This window comes from Variovorax robiniae (genome assembly GCF_037889955.1).
Classification (GTDB): Bacteria; Pseudomonadota; Gammaproteobacteria; order Burkholderiales; family Burkholderiaceae_C; genus Variovorax; species Variovorax robiniae.
The window spans coordinates 43,720-59,192 of record NZ_JBBKZS010000029.1 but is presented as its reverse complement, the minus strand read 5'-3'; the positions used below and the strand labels follow the sequence as shown (position 1 = coordinate 59,192).

Below are 15,473 nucleotides of genomic sequence, written 5' to 3'. Positions count from 1 at the left end.
CAGCTCGACCATCTGTCGACGGAATTCCGCCGGGTACGGAGGCTTCGGTGTGGGCATATCGGACTCCTTCATCCGTAAGGATCGGGTGTCCGCGAAATCGGGTCAACTTCAAACCCAGACCATCGCTGCACCCGACTCGCCACAGCGGGTTTCGTCCGCTTCCGCAAGCGGGTGCAGTCAACCCCCAGGCCACGCACATGAAGTTCGCACCGGTTCGCACGTTTGCGCTTTCCCTGCCGGAAGTGACGGAGGAGCCGCACCATCACTTCGGCTCGTTCCGCGTGCGCGGCAAGATCTTCGTCACCATCCCGCCGGAGCAAGAGCACATCCATGTGTTCGTCCCGGAGCAGCAGCGCGAACAGGCGCTCGCGATGTATCCGTCGTTCGCCGAGAAGCTCCTCTGGGGCAGCAAGGTCGTTGGCCTGAAAGTCGCTCTTGCCGGGGCTGATCCTCGTGCGATCAAGGCGCTCGTCCGCGCTGCTTGGCAACACAAGGCGCCAAAGGCGCTGCAGCCGCCGAATGCGTGACGCCATGGAAAACTCCGGGTATCTTTGGCCATGCCAGCAACGTCCCCATTCCCGATTGAAGGTGGCTGTGATTGCAGGCATGTGCGCTACCGCGTGGAGTCCGAGCCGCTGTTCGTCCACTGTTGTCATTGCCGCTGGTGCCAGCGGGAGTCTGGCGCGTCATTCGCTCTCAACGCCATGATCGAGGCGGATCGCGTCACGCTCCTGGCTGCCGAGCCGGAGGTCATCGACACGCCTTCGGAGAGTGGTGAGGGTCAAAGGATTGCAAGGTGCCCGAAATGTCGGATCGCGATCTGGAGCCACTACGCGGGCGCAGGTCCGTTGGTCAGTTTCGTCCGCGTTGGAACGCTGGACAATCCCGACCTTCTGCCTCCAGACGTTCATATATTCACCGCCTCCAAGCAACCGTGGGTGGTGATTCCCGTGGATGTGCCGGCGGTTCCGGAGTTCTACGATCGAGAAGAACTCTGGCCGCCCGAAAGCCTGCTCAGGAGGCAGGTGCTTCTTCCGCTCATCGAGAGGTACAAGGCATCCCTCCGTCGCAACGCCTGACCGTCAAGGCATGCGCAGTCACGGGAGTCTGGTCGGGGCTCACGCTCGTTGTCCGCAAGGCGCTTCGCTGACAATGCAGCCCAGCCCTTCCATCAAGAGGACGCTGGAGATGCGAGCATGAAGTTCCGTGCCAAGGTCATTCCTTCAGGCAATGCCACGGCTGTTGAAGTCCCGAGAGAGATCGTCCAGGCGCTGGGTCCCGAAGCTCGGCCACCCGTCACCGTTTCCATCAACGGCCATTCCTGGCGCAGCAGAATTGCCTTGATGCGTGGCCTCTGTCTCGTCGGCATCAGTGCCGCGAATCGCGCCGCGAGTGGGATTGCCGAGGGCGATGCTGTCGAAGTCCTTCTTGAACTGGACAGCGAACCGAGAGTGGTGCCTGAACCTTCCGATCTCGCCGATGCCCTCGACAAGTCCCCTGCGGCCCGGGCTGCCTTCGACCGTCTTCCGTTTGGCCTCAAGCGCAAGCACGTCACCACCATCGAGGAGAGCAAGTCGGTGGAAGTCCGACAGCGCAGGATCGCGAAGCTGATCGCAGGATGGGATCAACCAACGGGCTGAACCTGTTGCTTGCGCTCAAGTCAAGAACCGTTCAACGCCTCACCGTCGCCCAAGCATGTCAGCAGCATCCGTCACACATGGCTGTCTCCGGCGAAGATGGCCGAGGCACGCGCGAGCGAATAAAGTCGGCTTGACCTGGTTTGCTCAGCACAGGAGTGACTCCATGAGAAGACTCATCGCATCCACCTTCGCGTCGCTGGACGGGATCCTGCAGGCGCCGGGTGGGCCGCAGGAAGATCCCACGGGCGGCTTTGCGCTGGGGGGCTGGATGTTTCCCTACGCGGACGACAGCATGGACCTCTCCGCGGCAGGATTCGACGGCAAGGACCGCGAGTTGCTGCTCGGGCGCAGGACCTACCAGATCTTCGAGGCGCACTGGCCCTATCAGGCGCACGACGATCCGATTGCGCAGTCGCTCAACGCCGCGAAGAAGCATGTGGCCTCACGCACGCTGAGTACGCTGCACTGGAACAACTCGACCCTGCTGCAAGGCGATGTGGTCGCGGCCGTCACCGCGCTCAAGTCCACGCCGGGCCCCGACCTGCAGATGATCGGCAGCGGCAACCTGATCCAGACGCTGCAGGCGGCCGCCCTGATCGACGAATACAACGTCTGGACCTTTCCGGTGGTGCTGGGGCGGGGCAAGCGGCTCTTCGACGAGGGAGCCACCCCTTCTGCGCTTCGGCTCGTCCAGTCCCGGGTATCGACCAGCGGTGTCGTGATGAGCACCTATGTGCCTGGCGGCGACGTCCAGCCCGGCTCGTTCGTGACGACCGAACCGAGCGAGAGGGAACTCGACCGGCGCAAGAAGATGGCGAACGGGACGTGGTGACGCGAGGAGGCCGACCGCGGTACGTGGCGTCTTAAGCGGAGCTTCAGGCTCACGGCAACGCCCGCCGCAGAATCGTCACCACGACAACTTCTCCGAGGAAACCATGCCGTTCGCGGGCCTTGGTCTTCATGTTCTCCTGGCGCTCTTCTGCGCTTTCCACGTGGTGCGGACAGGTCGGCAGCTTTACTGGTTGTTCATCCTCTTCGCCTTTCCGGTGCTGGGGAGCGTCGTCTACTTCCTCATGGTCTATGTGCCGGATTCCAGGCTTCGGCGCGGTGCCAGGAAGGCCGTCACCGCCACGGCGAGGGCGATCGATCCGATGAAGGAGGTGCGCCTGGCCAGGGCGGATTTCGAGCAGATGCCAACCGCGCAGAACCAGATGCGGCTGGCCTCGGCGCTGCTGGAAACGGGTAAGGCGGCGGAGGCGGCCACGCTCTATGAAAGTGGGCTGCAGGGGCCTTTCGCGTCCGATCCGGAGCTTCGCTTTGGCGCGGCCAGGGCGTTCATCGAGAGCCATGGGTATGCGCAAGCGCTGGTGCACCTGGAAGCGTTGCGCGCCAGTCGGCCGGAGTATCGGCCGGACGCGGTCTCGTTGCTGCTGGGCCGGTGCTATGCGGGGACGTTGCGACCAGCGGATGCCCGGCGGGAGTTCGAGCAGGCCATTGCGCGCTTTGGCACCTTTGAAGCGCATGCGGAATATGCGATCTGGGCACTGGAGACGGGCGACGTGGCGACGGCCGGGCGGCTTCGGTCGGAGATCGACAAGATGACGAGTCGATGGAACGGGATGACTCGAAAGCTCAACGAGGCGGTGATGCTGCGGCTGAAGGCGGCGGCGCATGGGCATGGGGGCATGCATTTCTAGCCGGCGGGAGAGGGAGTGACTCCCTATTGCGCGCGCCGGGACCACACGCATACTTTCCTCGCGAATTCCCGCACGCGAAGAAAGGATGGTCTGCATGCGCCTCCACAGGACAACCCTCGGTGTTCTTCTTGCCGTTGCATTCGTTGCCGGCATCGTCGTCGCGCCGGCGGCGCACCACCTGGTCGGCGAGGCGCATGCGCAAGCGCCAGCGGCGGCGGCGCCCTTGCAGCCGATGATGATCGACCTGGTGGCGCTCAAGCATGGCGACATTCCCGGCACGCCCAATCCCGAGATGAATTCCAAGGGACTGGTGACCACCGACAACGCCACGATCGCGATCCAGTCCGGCAACGTGGCCAAGCACAACCATCCGAAGACGGACGAGATCCAGTACATCATCGAGGGCAGCGGCGCGATGTGGCTGGGCAATGAACGCAAGGAGTTCAAGCCCGGGACGCTGATCATCATTCCGAAGGGCACGGCCCATGGCGGCACGCTCGTGACGAGCGGGCCGGTCAAGGCGATTGCGATCAAGATTCCGCCGCAACCGGCCAACGACACCGTCTTCATGAACTGAGGCCCTCGACATGGCCGACGGCGATCCGCTGCTCACCAGCCAATGGGTGGTGCGCATCTGCCTGTTCCTGGTGGCGGCGATCGCCATGGCGGGCGGCACCTTGCAGATGGTGCTGGGCCAGCCGCAGACCGAGCCGCGGCTGGACAACGTGCACCGCTTCATGGCCGGGGTGTACTTGTCGACGGGGTTGATCAGCCTGTGGGCCGGCATCACCGTCCGCCAACAGGGAACCCTGGTCTACCTGCTGGCGCTGGGCGTGTTGCTGGCCGGCTGCGGGCGGCTGCTGTCGATCAGCAAGGTCGGGTTGCCCAAGCCGGCGGCGGTCTGGCTGGGATACCTGATTCCCGAACTGGTGCTGCCTTTCATCATCGCGGGTGCACACTACGTCAGTCACTGACGGCCCCATGATGTTCCCCACCGAAGTCCTCCTCGCCTACCTCTTCGCCGTGCTGCTGGTCGTCGTCGCGCCGGGGCCGGACAACATCCTTGCGATCAGCCGCGGGCTCAGCCAGGGGCGGGCCGCGGCCGTGCTGTCCTCGATCGGCGCGGGCCTGGGCATCATGGTCCACACGACTGCCGCGGCGCTGGGGCTGACGCTGGTGATCCAGGCATCGCCGGCGGCCTTCTGGGCGGTCAAGCTGATCGGCGCGGCCTACCTGCTCTGGCTGGGCATCAAGGCCCTGGCTTCGCGCAACCTCATTTCTTTCACACCGGCCGCGCGCCAGAGCCTTCCCCGCGTGTTCGCAACGGGGCTGCTGTCGAACGTGCTCAATCCGAAGCCGGGCCTGTTCGTGCTGGCCTTCATCCCGCAGTTCGTGAGCGCCTCGCGCGGCTCGGTGACGCTTCAGATGCTGGTCTACGGGGCGATCTTCGCGGTGCTGACGGCGATCATCTTCTCGGTGCTGGGAAGCTATGCGGCCCGGCTTTCCGGATGGCTGGAGCGCCGGCCGAAGGCGACGAGTTGGCTCAACTTCGGAGCGGGCGCGACCTTCATTGCCTCGGGGGTGTCGATCCTCGTGCTCGGGAACCGGCGCTGAAGGCGCGGTGGCACATGCCCTCCCCCGGCCCTCTCCCGCTTGCGGGAGAGGGAGTGAATGCCGAAAGTGACAAAAGTCACACGGCGGCTGTGGAGCCTTCACTCCATCAAACAACCAAGGACGTCTAAATTGCCTGCCATCCCATCGCGCACCCGGCGCGGTGTCATTCGGAGCACGGCACATGAAACTCTCTTCGCGTTTGCTGTTTTGGATGACTTGCATGCTGTCGCTGGTGGCGGCGCTGGGCGCGCTGCTGCATCCGATCCCGGCGGTCGCGGATGATCGCTCCTACCTGAGCAAGGTCCAGGTCCAGGAAAGCCTGGTTGGCAAGGCCATCCAGTCGAAGAACCTGCAGAGTGGCGCGGTGTCGCATTGGGCCTACCACCCGGACGGCACCGTCGAGGCATCACGCGCCGGCATGGGCAAGGCGAGCGGCACCTGGGCCATTCGCGAAGACGGGCAGATGTGCGTGACGATGGTCAAGCGAACCGGCTGCCGCTACTGGTTCCGCAAGGGCGAAATGCTGGCCAACGCGGACACCAATTCGCCTGACGCACCGGTCGTGGCGGAAGTGCAGTTCGAGTAGGCGCTTTCATCTTCCGGGCTGGCGCCGTACCGCGAGTTCGGCCCAACCCGTGACCGGGTCGATTTCCCGCGAGAAGTGCCAGCCCGGCAGCAGCGCCAGCAGTACCTCGGCGGTGGTCCGCACGATGCATCCGTAGCCCGCGTGGCCGCCGATGACACGGCCTTGTGCATCGGCCACGCTCAGGTGAAGGTGCGAGCTTCCTGGACCGGGCACGACTTGAGCGGCGATGGTGCCCGACAGCGTAAGCAGTTCAGTATCGGCATCGATGACTGTCACTTCTTCCGCGCCGGCCAGGCGGATCATGGCCGGGCGCAGGCTCCCGATCCCCGACAGGACGAACGCAGCCGCCGCGCCTTCGCCGGCCACCACGACCTCCAGCGCCCGCCTCAGGTCGTCGCCCGGATGAAGGCGGACAGGCAGCATGCGCAAGGACGGATCGGACGTCGCCATGGCTCGCATCATGCAGCGACCCGATCGTCCGCGACAGCCAAAATGCATGCCCATCACCAAACCCCTGAAAGTCGCTCATGCCCCGTCCCGTCCTCGACGAAGCCCACATCCACCCCGCGATCCGCGAGAAGCTGGCCGGCAGCCGCCAGACCCTGGTTCGCGAAGTCATGGCCGCCATCGCTGCCAACGACGTGGTCGTGGTGGGCATGGCGATGAACCCCCATCCCAAGCGGGCGCGCAAGGCACTCGACCAGGCGGGCGTGGCGTACAAGTACCTGGAGTACGGCAGCTACCTGGGCCAATGGCGCGATCGCAATGCACTGAAGATGTGGACCGGCTGGCCGACCTTTCCGATGGTGTTCGTCAAGGGCGTGCTGGTGGGTGGCGCCACCGAAGTGCAGAAGCTGATCGCCAGCGGGGAGTTGAAGACGATGATTGCTGCGCGAGCGCGCGGCTGAACGCGATCGCACCGCGCCCTGGGGGCCGGCGCGGACTCGCCGCACGGAATCGAAACGTGCGTGCTTCCGCTACCCCGAGTGCTCGGCGCCAACGCCCAGGTACGCCCGGCGCAACTCCGGCCGCGCCATCAGTTCATCGGGCCGACCGACCGCCACGATGCGGCCCTCCTCCAGCACGGCCGCACGTTGCGCGATGCGCAGCGCCATGCTGACGTTCTGCTCCACCAGCAAGACCGAGATGCCGTCCGCGTGGATGCGGCGTATCGCCTCGAACATGTCGAGCACGATGCTTGGCGCCAGGCCGAGCGAGGGCTCGTCGAGCAACAGCAGGCGCGGCTGCGCCATCAGCGCGCGGCCGATCGCGACCATCTGCTGCTGCCCACCGGACAACGAACCGGCCGGCTGCGACAGCTTCTCGCCCAATACGGGGAACAGCGCGCACACGCGGGCCAGGGAGCGCGCACGGTCGCGTCTCGCGGCCGGCAGGTAGCTGCCTATCTCCAGGTTCTCGCGCACCGTCATCTCGGTGAACAGCCGACGCCCTTCCGGCACCAGCGCGATGCCGCGCGCGCAGAAGCGATGCGGCGGCAGGCGCGAGATGTCCTGCCCCTCGAACACCATCCGCCCCGCGCCGATGCGATGCAGCCCGGCGATGGCATGGATGAGCGTGCTCTTGCCGGCACTGTTGGGGCCGACCACGCAGAGCAGCTCGCCGGCGCCAATGCTCAGCGACACGTCCCATAGCGCGACGGCCTGTCCGTAGGCGACGCGGATCGATTGCAGGTCAAGCACGGGCTGGCTCCGGGTCGAGGCCCGCGGCGGTCGATGGCGAGCCCGTCTCCATCGCCTGGCCCAGGTAGGCCGCGACCACGGCGGGCCGCTGCATCACGTCGGCCGGCGGGCCTTCGGCCAGCACCTCGCCGCGGTTGAAGATCACGACACGGTCGCACAAGGCCATCACCGCGCGCATCACGTGCTCGACGAAGACGATGGTCGCGCCCTGGTCTCGGATGCGGCGGATCAGCGCGACGGCCTCGTCGATCTCCGAAGGCGTGAGGCCCGACAGCACCTCGTCGAGCATCAGGATGCGCGGCCGCGCGGCCAATGCGCGGGCGAATTCGAGGAACTTGCGCTGGTGCAGGTTGAGTTCGGCCGGCAGCGCGTGGGCACGCTCGGTGAGGCCGGTGAAGGCGAGCCACTGCCAGGCCTCGTCCTCGGCCGTGCCACGGTCCAGCGACGCCGCGCCGAACATCGCCGGCAGCGCCACGTTCTGCAGCACCGTGAGGTGCGCGAAGGGTCGCGGGATCTGGTAGGTGCGGGCGATGCCGCCGTGCGCGATGCGGTGCGCCGGGATGCCGGAGATGCGCCGCCCCGCGAACTCGATGCGCCCCGCAGTCACCGCGTAGTGCCCGCTGGCGACATTGATGAAGGTCGACTTGCCCGACCCATTGGGCCCGAGCAGGCCGAGGATCTCGCCCTGCCGCACCTCCAGGTCCACGCCGCGCAGCGCCTGCACGCCCTTGAAGGACTTGTGCACGCCTTGCGCGCGCAGCAGCACCTCGCCGGTTCGCTGCACGGGCGATGCGACAGGCGACGTTGCCGAGACAAGCTCGCGCACCACCGCAGTCGGACCCCGCCGCGCCCCCCACCACTTCAGCGCCTGCCCCAGCAAGCCCTCCGGCATGAAGAGAATGACCACGATCAGCACCAGCCCCGTCAGCCCCTTCCCGATGATCGCGCTCTCGCTGCCGGTGAAGGCATAGAGCAGCAGCGTGATCGCAGTCGCACCGACGATCGGCCCGGCCCAATGCCGCGTGCCGCCCAGCACCGCCATCAGGATCACGGTGAGCGGCATCGCGATAGTGAAGGTGTCGCCCGTCGTCACGTAGGAGATGAACAGCGCATGCACGCCGCCCACCAGGCCGGCCAGTGCGCAGGAGAGCGCGAAGGTGGCCAGCTTGTAGCGGAAGGTAGGCACGCCCATCACCTCCGCCACGTCTTCGTCGTCATGGATGGCGAACAGGCCTGTACCGAAGCGCGAGCCATAAATGAGGAGCGCCGCCACCACCGCGAGCCATGCGCTGGCCAATGCGAGCAGGTAGAAGGTGCCCGATGCCGTCGGCCCCAATGCGGGCACCGCGACACCTGCCATCGACACGCCCGGCCCGCCGTCGATCGGCGTATTGAGGATGATCGTCGCCACCACGAAGGTCGCGGCCAGCGTCAGCAGCGAGAACAATTCCGCGCGCACCGCCTGCACGCGGAATGCCACCGCGCCGAGCAGCGTGCCGAACAGCGCGGCCATCAGGGCGGCGGCCGGCAAGGTCCAGAGGTAAGGCACGTCGAAGCGCGTCGCCAACGTGGCCGTGGTGTACATGCCGATGCCGAAGAACGCCCCATGCCCGAAGGAGAAGTACCCCGAATAACCCGAGAGCAGGTTCCACGAGGTGGCCAGCGCGATCCAGTGCAGCACCAGGTAGAGGATCGATTCATGGAAGGCCGGCAGCCGCAGCCAAGGCACCACGGCCAGCGCCGCACCCACGGCGAGCAGCAGCACCAGTGCTCGCCTCAAGACACTCTCCCCGGCCGTACCAGCAGCACGGCCATGAGCAGCGAGAAGGACACCAGCGGCGCCCAGGAAGGCGCCGTGACGGCCATGGTCACGGCCTCCGTCACGCCGATGATGCAACCCGCGATCAGCGGCCCCAGCGGCCGGCCCAAGCCACCGAGCATGACGGCAGCGAACACCACGCCGATCCACGCATAGATCTGCGACGGCGACATCGTGTAGGCCAGCGCGATGCACACACCCGCCACGCCGGCCAGCGCGGCATTGAGGCCGGAGAGCATCAGCGCCAGCGCGTTCTGGTTCACGCCGAAGGCCGCGGCGATCGGTGCGTCCTGCGCCGCCGCGCGCATCGCCTTGCCCAGGTCGGTGCGACTCAACACCAGCCACACCGCGAAGGAGATGCCCACGCCCAAGCCCACCGTGATCAGTTCCGGCACCGGCAGGAACAGCGGGCCGAGCCGCAGCTTGTGCTCCGCGTAAGTCGATTCGAGCTTGCGAAAGTCGGCGGTCCATATGTACTGGATCAACGCCTCGATGATCACCGTGACGCCGAAGGTCACCAGCAGCGAATTGAACGGACTCACGCGGAAGCGCGTCAGCAGCGCATGCAGGCCCACGCCCAGTACGAAGAACAGCGGCACGATGAGCGCGAGCGTCAACAGCGGGTCCATGCCGAACCGGCTCGACAGCTCATAGGTCAGGTACGCGCCCAGGAAAGCGAGCGCGAAATGCGACAGGTTGATCTGCCGCAAAAGGCCCCACGACAGGCTCAGGCCCAGCCCGAGCAAGCCGTAGAGCGCGCCAGTGAAAAGCCCTGCAAGTACCGACTGCGCCAGCAGCGTGGCGCTGGGAATGTTCATTCAGGCGGGGCGAGTCACGAGCTTCGCACCCGGCGCGGCCCACTCCGGCGGCCACACCGTCACCCACTTGCCGTTCTGCACCTGCTTCACCTTGCTCAGGTCGGCACCGAAGTTGCCTCGCTCGTTGAAGCGCAGCTTGCCCTGGATGGTGTCGACCTGGTTGGCCTTGAGCCAGGCCGCCATGGCCTTGTCGTCGATGCCCTTGGTCGCGACCACCGCTGCCTCGATGAGTTGCCAGGCCGTGAAGGAAGCCGCGGCCTGGGTCTCGACGGTGGTGTCGGGCATGTTGGCCTGCGTGGCGCGCTCGCGGTAGACCTTGACGAAATCGGCCGCCGCCGCATTGTTGGTGAAGGGCGGATGGTCCTCGAAGATGGTCATCGACAACGCGCCGTTGGCTTCCGGCACCTTCAGCATCGGCGCGGGCGAGGGGAAGTGATAGAAGTGCAGCCGCGGCGCATAGTCGATCTTCTTCATCGCATCGAGCAGTTGCGTCCCCTCCAGGCCGATCGCGCCGGTCCAGATGAAATCCGGGTTCGCTTCCTTGATGCGCCCTGCGATCGGACCGTAGTCGCGGTTGCCGAAGTCCCATTCGAGGAAGAGCACTTCGTTCAGGCCGCGCTGCTTCGCCACCTCGCGCGCGCCCAGCGCGACGAAGTGCACCGAGGGGAACTTGCTCGTCACGACCGCGATGGTCTTGGGCGGCTGCGCGGTCTTGTTGAGCGCGTCCAGCACCAGCGCCGGCAAGGTCTTCTCCGGATCCGGGCCGATCGACCAGGCTGGAAACTGTTGCTCGTACTTGGCCAGGTTCGGAATGCCGAAGGTGTGGTGCACCAGCGTCTTGTTGTAGCGCTGCGCCACGCCCATCGCCGACAGGATGTTGCCCGTGGCATAGGGGCCGATCAGCAGGTCGACCTTGTCGGAGGTGACGAGTTGCTCATACAGCGTGCGTGCCAGGTCGGGCTTCGACTGGTCGTCTTTCAGCACCCATTCCACCGGACGGCCGAGCAGGCCGCCGCGCTTGTTGAGCCCGTCGACATAGATCTCGCCGGTGAGCTTGTGCACCAGGCCCGTGGCCGACAGCGGCCCGGTCAGCGCCAGCGTGCCACCGATGCGGATGGGCGCACCCGCAGGCTGTGCGATGGCGTTGTGGCCGAGCAGCGAACTCGCGCCGAGCGCGCCGATCGAGCCGGCAGCGGCCACGAATGAACGACGGTCCATGGTCATGCTTGTCTCCTTGGTAATGAGGTAGCGCGGCCGCTCGACCGCGCGGGCATCGTCAGGCCGGGACTTCGTGGTTGGTGACGAACTCTTCCGGCACCTTCGGACCCCAGGCGTAGAACGAGTCCTCCGGCGGATGATCCGCCGAGGTCCAGTCGAAGTCGCCCGGCACGTAGTCGATGTCGAAGGAGTACTCCGCGTAGCTGCCCCACGGGTCGCGCACGTAGTAGAAATAGTTGGAACCCAGCACATGCCGGCCCACGCCCCAGCCCTGGGTGTGGCCCGCCGTGAGCATCTGCTCCATGCCGCGCCCCACTTCGTCGATGCTGCCCACGTCCCAGCTCGAGTGGTGCAGGCCGGGCCCGTTCGACTTGGCCATCGCGATCAGGTGATGGTCGCTGCCGTGCACGCCGTGCAGGAACACGATGATGTCGGCAGAGCTGTCCGAGACGCGCAGGCCCAGGGCCTGCTCGTAGAAGTCGGCCGCGGCCTTCACGTCGGGCGAGAACAGCAGCACATGCGACAGGCGGCGCGGATGCACCTTGGGAATGCGCGAGCGGGCCAGCGATGCGCCGGTGCCCACCGGCACCTCTTCCTGGACGACGGGCGTGCTGCGGGTGTCCGCCATGCTCTTCGGGCCCACCACCACCTGCACGGGAAATCCATCGGGGTGCATGAGCCAGAGTCCTTCGGCGTTGCCCAGCGGATGCGGCGCGCAACGCGGAATCTTCAGCTCGTCGACCCGCGCGGCGATGGCATCGAAATCCTCGGCGAAACAGGCAAAGCGCAGGTACTGCAGCTTCTTCGGCCCCGGCGCCTGGAAGACCGAGCCCCAGGTGTGCGGATGGCCGCAGGTGCGCAGGTCGAGCTGGCCATTGGTGCGCCGCAATTGCAGGCCGAAGGCATCGTAGAAGCGCACCGCGACGTCGAGCTCCGGCACGGTGAAGACGAAGCGGTCCAGCGAGTGAACGCCATGAACGTTTGCGCGCCCCGCGTCCTTGCGGGTCCGTAGCTGAAGTCCTGTCATTGGCCTCTTCCCGGTGGCTTGCGCACACCTCGAATGAACACAATTTGATTAGCGAATCAAACTATATCGACGGGAAGTTTTTTGACGGATAGGGTTAACAATTAGCAACAGTCCGACGGATGCCGTACCGCGAAATATGTCCAGGCCCGCGCGCGCTGGCGCCTATCCTTGCCCACCGACCGACACATGGGCGCGACCGTCGCGCGCAAGGAGCCATCGCAGATGAAACGCCTCGCCACTCTCGCCCTCCCCCTGCTGCTGGCGGCTTGCAGTTCCATGACAGGCCCGGGCGGCTCGACGAGCAGCGGCGCCATGCCCACGCTCACGCCCGAGCAGGTCGTCGAGAAGCGGGCCAGCATCCTCGCGATGCGCGACAAGACGCTCGAACAGCTCTTCGCACAAAAGCCCGAAGCCCGCGACGAGTTGAACAAGGCCGTCGGCTACGCGGTGTTCGACGCCTCGCAGATGAACATCGTGATGCTGGTCACGTCGACCGGCAGCGGCGTGATGGTCGACAACGCGACGAAGAAGCCGACGTACATGGTCGCCGCACGCGCCGGCACCGGCCCGGGCCTGGGCTACAAGGACTTCCGGCAGGTGCTGATCTTCAAGAACCGGGAAGTGTTCGACCAGTTCCTCAAGGTGGGCGCCGATGTCACCGCCTCGGCCGACGCGACGGTGAAGCTCCGGCCGGGCGGCACTTCCGTCGGCATGGCCGAATCGTTCAATCCCTTCATCTCGACCTACAGCTTCACCGATTCGGGCCTCCTGCTGCAGGCCAACTGGGGCGGTGGCGGCTACCTGCCGTATACGCAGTTGAACCAGCCGTAGCGCGACGGCGCTCGACCCCGGCGACGAGTCACCTCTTGTGGGGATGGCATCGCACCGCAGGGTGGCTGTAATGGCCGGATGGAAGCCGAATCCATCCAGACCCTGTGTCGACTGGCCGTCGTGGCCGCAATGGTCTTGCTGGGCGGTTGTGCGCATGTGTGGGTCGACAGCGATGGAACCCGGCACATCGTGGGTGCGATGCACCTGACGCTCCCTCCGGCAAGTCCCCCGGCCGCGGCGGAGACCTTGCGCGTGCGCACGGTCGGGCTGACATGGACCCAGGCCGAGGCCGGCAACGCCTTGGTGCTGGGCTACGGCGACACCATGCTCGGCTTCCTGCGCAACGACGTCTGCGTTGCGCCGGCCCGGGCTCACCTGGAGACACCGCGATGAAACGCCTGCATGCCCTTGCCTGCCTTCTCTCCACCGCGCTGCTGGCAGCCTGCGCCAGCGGACCCGACACCGTGGTCTTCGTGACGAAGTCTTCGCTGGCCATGGACGTGGAGCAGACCCCACCCACCGCCAGCATCGCCTACGACCGGGTGGAGGGCTACTTCGGTCCGCGCTACGACACCAGCGCTGTGCCGCCGGTGCTGGCCAGCTTCACGACCAACGGCAAGCTCCTGAACCGTGAAGTGAAGCAGGTCTATGCGACCGGCAACGCCGCCAGGGTGCTGGTGAACCCGGGCTTGAAGTTCCCCGACGACCCGGCGCTGAAAGGCGCCATCAAGCCGATGTTCTTCGGCACCTCGACCACGCTTGGCCTGAAGATAGGCTACGAAGCCAGCGGCAGCACCTCGACCTTCACCCTCGGCTACAAGCGCAAGGAACTCTCGGTCATTCCGGTGACTGACGGCGCCTTCCCGTCGGTCCTGGCGACGCTGCAGACCGATGTCGATTCCGCATCGCAAGGCAGCACGCAGTTCGGTGCCGGCCAGTTGTTCGCCACGGGCAGCGTCGCCACCGACCTCGCGCGACGCGAGGAAGTGCGCAGCGTGTTCATGACCAAGGCCGATGCCGCGCTCAACGCGTACCGGGTCGAGGAACGCACGCAAAGCCGGCATGCACTGGTCACGCTCAGTTGCCTGTCCAGCCTGACCGATGCGCAATTGCCCAAGGTATGGAGCAACGCGGACGCGCTCGGCGTGCTGGACAAGGAGGCCAACGTCGCTGGCTTCTCCGCCATGACCCCGGCAGCGGCGCGTAGCAGGTACACGATGTTCCTCGTGGCGATCGATGCCGATTCGCCCGCCGAAACAATGCGCATGAACCTGCACCGCCAATACGTCTGCGGCCTCGCCGGCCGACCCGCCACCGCGTAGAAGGAGTCCTCCATGAACCGCAACATCCCCTGCGAAGACTGCGCCCAGGCCACACTGGACATCGAGCAGATCGGCTTTCTCGTGACCGGCTGCAACCCGGACCCCACCCGACCGGGCCGATGCAACCTGACCTTCGAGGAACGCCCTGCTGCCCCGGCCGCGGCTGCAGCGACGGCTGGAGCGACCGTGGCCGCCCTGCCGCAAACCACTGCCGCAGCCGGCGCGCCCGCCGCTGCCGGCCCCATCACCGCGACGCAGGCAGCCGCGGCCAAGGCCATCATCAACCTGTTCGAAACCGGCGAAGTGCTCGGCGACTACGGCAACGTGACGCTGATCCCCGGCGACACCGGCCACCTTACCTTCGGCCGCTCGCAGACCACGCTGGGCTCCGGCAACCTGGCCCTGCTGCTCCAGCAATACTGCGCCAACCTGGGCGCACGCTTCGGCGCACGGCTCAAGCCGTCGCTGCCGCGCTTCGCGGCCATCGACCACTCGCTCGACATCGACCACAAGCTGCAGAACGTGCTGCGCGCCACCGCCGACGACCCGGTCATGCGCGAGACGCAGGACATCTTCTTCGACCAGACCTACTGGCAGCCCGCCGTGCGCGCGGCCAGCAAGCTGGGGCTCAACAGCCCACTGGCCACCGCCGTGGTCTATGACGGTTTCGTCCACGGCGCCTGGGCAACGATGCGCGATCGCACCACGCAGTCCGCCGGCGCGCCGGCTGCCATCGGCGAACGCGCCTGGATCACGGCCTACGTCGCCACGCGACGGGCCTGGCTCGAGAACAACGTTCGGGCCGACCTTCGCCCCACGGTCTATCGCATGGACGCCTTCAAGCGCCTGATCGACCAGGGCTTCTGGGCGCTGGGGCTGCCGCTGGTGGTGCGCGGCAAGGAAATATCGCAGGCCACCCTGGCCGCGATGCCACCGGGCTGCTACGACGGGCCGCACCCAGGCTCGCGGCCGATCGCACTGCAGTCGCCCTTGGCGCGCGGGCTGGACGTGCGGCTGGTGCAATTGGGCCTTTCCGATCGCGACGTCGACATCCAGGCCGACGGTGTCTTCGGCCAGACTTCCTCCAAGCTGGTCAAGGCCTGGCAGGCGCAGAACGGGCATCCGGCCAACGGCATCCTCGACGCGGCGTTGATCAGCCAGCTCACGACCTGAACAACTGCCGCGCGCTGACCAGCCCCCC

At 66.3% G+C, this 15,473-nt stretch carries 20 protein-coding genes; 14 read left to right on the top strand and 6 right to left on the bottom strand.

Translation table 11 applies throughout. The annotated features are described in order from the left end of the window. The first annotated feature begins 197 nt into the window (after positions 1-197). The 9 genes from WKW79_RS33340 (at position 198) to WKW79_RS33300 (ending at position 5,537) form a co-directional block, all read left to right on the top strand. Positions 198-527 (top strand): MmcQ/YjbR family DNA-binding protein, encoded by a 330-nt coding sequence (locus WKW79_RS33340; protein WP_340339528.1) that lies wholly within the window; start codon positions 198-200, stop codon positions 525-527. Positions 528-557: 30 nt separating this feature from the next. Then, positions 558-1,079, top strand: coding sequence for a GFA family protein (locus WKW79_RS33335; protein WP_340339527.1), 522 nt, complete (start codon positions 558-560; stop codon positions 1,077-1,079). Between the two features lie 117 nt (positions 1,080-1,196). After that, on the top strand, positions 1,197-1,640 hold the full coding sequence (locus tag WKW79_RS33330; protein WP_340339526.1) for a YdeI/OmpD-associated family protein: 444 nt from the start codon (positions 1,197-1,199) through the stop codon (positions 1,638-1,640). Between the two features lie 163 nt (positions 1,641-1,803). Further along, positions 1,804-2,472, top strand: coding sequence for a dihydrofolate reductase family protein (locus tag WKW79_RS33325; protein WP_340339525.1), 669 nt, complete (start codon positions 1,804-1,806; stop codon positions 2,470-2,472). A 103-nt stretch (positions 2,473-2,575) separates the two neighbouring features. After that, on the top strand, positions 2,576-3,337 hold the full coding sequence (locus tag WKW79_RS33320) for a hypothetical protein (RefSeq protein WP_340339524.1): 762 nt from the start codon (positions 2,576-2,578) through the stop codon (positions 3,335-3,337). A gap of 94 nt (positions 3,338-3,431) precedes the next feature. After that, positions 3,432-3,914 carry a cupin domain-containing protein gene (locus WKW79_RS33315; RefSeq protein ID WP_340339523.1) on the top strand — a complete coding sequence of 161 codons (483 nt, stop codon included), beginning with the start codon at positions 3,432-3,434 and terminating at the stop codon, positions 3,912-3,914. A gap of 10 nt (positions 3,915-3,924) precedes the next feature. Next, entirely contained in the window at positions 3,925-4,311 is a 387-nt protein-coding gene (locus WKW79_RS33310; RefSeq protein ID WP_340339522.1) for a DUF4345 family protein, read from the top strand. Positions 4,312-4,318: 7 nt separating this feature from the next. Further along, a complete protein-coding gene (locus tag WKW79_RS33305) occupies positions 4,319-4,951 on the top strand; it encodes a LysE family translocator (protein WP_340339521.1) in 633 nt (210 codons plus the stop codon). A 181-nt stretch (positions 4,952-5,132) separates the two neighbouring features. Continuing rightward, entirely contained in the window at positions 5,133-5,537 is a 405-nt protein-coding gene (locus tag WKW79_RS33300; protein ID WP_340339520.1) for a hypothetical protein, read from the top strand. 6 nt (positions 5,538-5,543) lie between these two features. Here WKW79_RS33300 and WKW79_RS33295 read toward each other — a convergent pair whose 3' ends face one another. Further along, entirely contained in the window at positions 5,544-5,966 is a 423-nt protein-coding gene (locus WKW79_RS33295; protein WP_340339530.1) for a PPC domain-containing DNA-binding protein, read from the bottom strand. A 98-nt stretch (positions 5,967-6,064) separates the two neighbouring features. Here WKW79_RS33295 and WKW79_RS33290 point away from each other — a divergent pair, with 98 nt between their 5' ends. Beyond that, positions 6,065-6,445, top strand: coding sequence for a glutaredoxin domain-containing protein (locus WKW79_RS33290; RefSeq protein WP_340339519.1), 381 nt, complete (start codon positions 6,065-6,067; stop codon positions 6,443-6,445). Positions 6,446-6,514: 69 nt separating this feature from the next. On the opposite strand, the gene WKW79_RS33285 is transcribed toward WKW79_RS33290, so the two are convergent. The 5 genes from WKW79_RS33285 to WKW79_RS33265 are packed head-to-tail and all read right to left on the bottom strand — an operon-like array spanning position 6,515 to position 12,119. Continuing rightward, positions 6,515-7,237 carry an ABC transporter ATP-binding protein gene (locus WKW79_RS33285; RefSeq protein WP_340339518.1) on the bottom strand — a complete coding sequence of 241 codons (723 nt, stop codon included), beginning with the start codon at positions 7,235-7,237 and terminating at the stop codon, positions 6,515-6,517. After that, entirely contained in the window at positions 7,230-9,017 is a 1,788-nt protein-coding gene (locus WKW79_RS33280) for a branched-chain amino acid ABC transporter ATP-binding protein/permease (RefSeq protein WP_340339517.1), read from the bottom strand. The genes WKW79_RS33285 and WKW79_RS33280 overlap by 8 nt, the downstream gene beginning before the upstream one ends. Beyond that, positions 9,014-9,874: a branched-chain amino acid ABC transporter permease gene (locus WKW79_RS33275; RefSeq protein WP_340339516.1), complete on the bottom strand. Its 861-nt coding sequence runs from the start codon at positions 9,872-9,874 to the stop codon at positions 9,014-9,016. The genes WKW79_RS33280 and WKW79_RS33275 overlap by 4 nt, the downstream gene beginning before the upstream one ends. Next, positions 9,875-11,098, bottom strand: coding sequence for an amino acid ABC transporter substrate-binding protein (locus WKW79_RS33270; protein ID WP_340339515.1), 1,224 nt, complete (start codon positions 11,096-11,098; stop codon positions 9,875-9,877). A 52-nt stretch (positions 11,099-11,150) separates the two neighbouring features. Continuing rightward, a complete protein-coding gene (locus WKW79_RS33265) occupies positions 11,151-12,119 on the bottom strand; it encodes a VOC family protein (RefSeq protein ID WP_340339514.1) in 969 nt (322 codons plus the stop codon). Between the two features lie 222 nt (positions 12,120-12,341). On the opposite strand from WKW79_RS33265, the gene WKW79_RS33260 reads away from it, so the two are divergent. The 4 genes from WKW79_RS33260 (at position 12,342) to WKW79_RS33245 (ending at position 15,445) form a co-directional block, all read left to right on the top strand. Next, the gene (locus WKW79_RS33260) at positions 12,342-12,950 is read left to right on the top strand and encodes a lipid-binding SYLF domain-containing protein (RefSeq protein ID WP_340339513.1); all 609 of its coding nucleotides are present in this window, start codon (positions 12,342-12,344) and stop codon (positions 12,948-12,950) included. Between the two features lie 78 nt (positions 12,951-13,028). Continuing rightward, positions 13,029-13,343 (top strand): hypothetical protein, encoded by a 315-nt coding sequence (locus WKW79_RS33255; protein ID WP_340339512.1) that lies wholly within the window; start codon positions 13,029-13,031, stop codon positions 13,341-13,343. Further along, positions 13,340-14,272, top strand: a complete 933-nt coding sequence (locus WKW79_RS33250; protein WP_340339511.1) for a hypothetical protein — start codon at positions 13,340-13,342, stop codon at positions 14,270-14,272. Before WKW79_RS33255 ends, WKW79_RS33250 begins: the two co-directional genes overlap by 4 nt. 12 nt (positions 14,273-14,284) lie before the next feature. Further along, the gene (locus tag WKW79_RS33245) at positions 14,285-15,445 is read left to right on the top strand and encodes a chitosanase (RefSeq protein WP_340339510.1); all 1,161 of its coding nucleotides are present in this window, start codon (positions 14,285-14,287) and stop codon (positions 15,443-15,445) included. Positions 15,446-15,473 lie beyond the last annotated feature (28 nt).

Excerpts from the sequence above, each read along its gene's own strand:
- WKW79_RS33270 (WP_340339515.1), bottom strand. The coding sequence starts at position 11,098 with ATGACCATGGACCGTCGTTCATTCGTGGCCGCTGCCGGCTCGATCGGC.
- WKW79_RS33275 (WP_340339516.1), bottom strand. The coding sequence starts at position 9,874 with ATGAACATTCCCAGCGCCACGCTGCTGGCGCAGTCGGTACTTGCAGGG.
- WKW79_RS33300 (WP_340339520.1), top strand. The coding sequence starts at position 5,133 with ATGAAACTCTCTTCGCGTTTGCTGTTTTGGATGACTTGCATGCTGTCG.
- WKW79_RS33325 (WP_340339525.1), top strand. The coding sequence starts at position 1,804 with ATGAGAAGACTCATCGCATCCACCTTCGCGTCGCTGGACGGGATCCTG.
- WKW79_RS33315 (WP_340339523.1), top strand. The coding sequence starts at position 3,432 with ATGCGCCTCCACAGGACAACCCTCGGTGTTCTTCTTGCCGTTGCATTC.
- WKW79_RS33255 (WP_340339512.1), top strand. The coding sequence starts at position 13,029 with ATGGAAGCCGAATCCATCCAGACCCTGTGTCGACTGGCCGTCGTGGCC.
- WKW79_RS33265 (WP_340339514.1), bottom strand. The coding sequence starts at position 12,119 with ATGACAGGACTTCAGCTACGGACCCGCAAGGACGCGGGGCGCGCAAAC.
- WKW79_RS33320 (WP_340339524.1), top strand. The coding sequence starts at position 2,576 with ATGCCGTTCGCGGGCCTTGGTCTTCATGTTCTCCTGGCGCTCTTCTGC.
- WKW79_RS33305 (WP_340339521.1), top strand. The coding sequence starts at position 4,319 with ATGATGTTCCCCACCGAAGTCCTCCTCGCCTACCTCTTCGCCGTGCTG.
- WKW79_RS33290 (WP_340339519.1), top strand. The coding sequence starts at position 6,065 with ATGCCCCGTCCCGTCCTCGACGAAGCCCACATCCACCCCGCGATCCGC.
- WKW79_RS33335 (WP_340339527.1), top strand. The coding sequence starts at position 558 with ATGCCAGCAACGTCCCCATTCCCGATTGAAGGTGGCTGTGATTGCAGG.
- WKW79_RS33250 (WP_340339511.1), top strand. The coding sequence starts at position 13,340 with ATGAAACGCCTGCATGCCCTTGCCTGCCTTCTCTCCACCGCGCTGCTG.
- WKW79_RS33245 (WP_340339510.1), top strand. The coding sequence starts at position 14,285 with ATGAACCGCAACATCCCCTGCGAAGACTGCGCCCAGGCCACACTGGAC.
- WKW79_RS33310 (WP_340339522.1), top strand. The coding sequence starts at position 3,925 with ATGGCCGACGGCGATCCGCTGCTCACCAGCCAATGGGTGGTGCGCATC.
- WKW79_RS33260 (WP_340339513.1), top strand. The coding sequence starts at position 12,342 with ATGAAACGCCTCGCCACTCTCGCCCTCCCCCTGCTGCTGGCGGCTTGC.
- WKW79_RS33330 (WP_340339526.1), top strand. The coding sequence starts at position 1,197 with ATGAAGTTCCGTGCCAAGGTCATTCCTTCAGGCAATGCCACGGCTGTT.
- WKW79_RS33340 (WP_340339528.1), top strand. The coding sequence starts at position 198 with ATGAAGTTCGCACCGGTTCGCACGTTTGCGCTTTCCCTGCCGGAAGTG.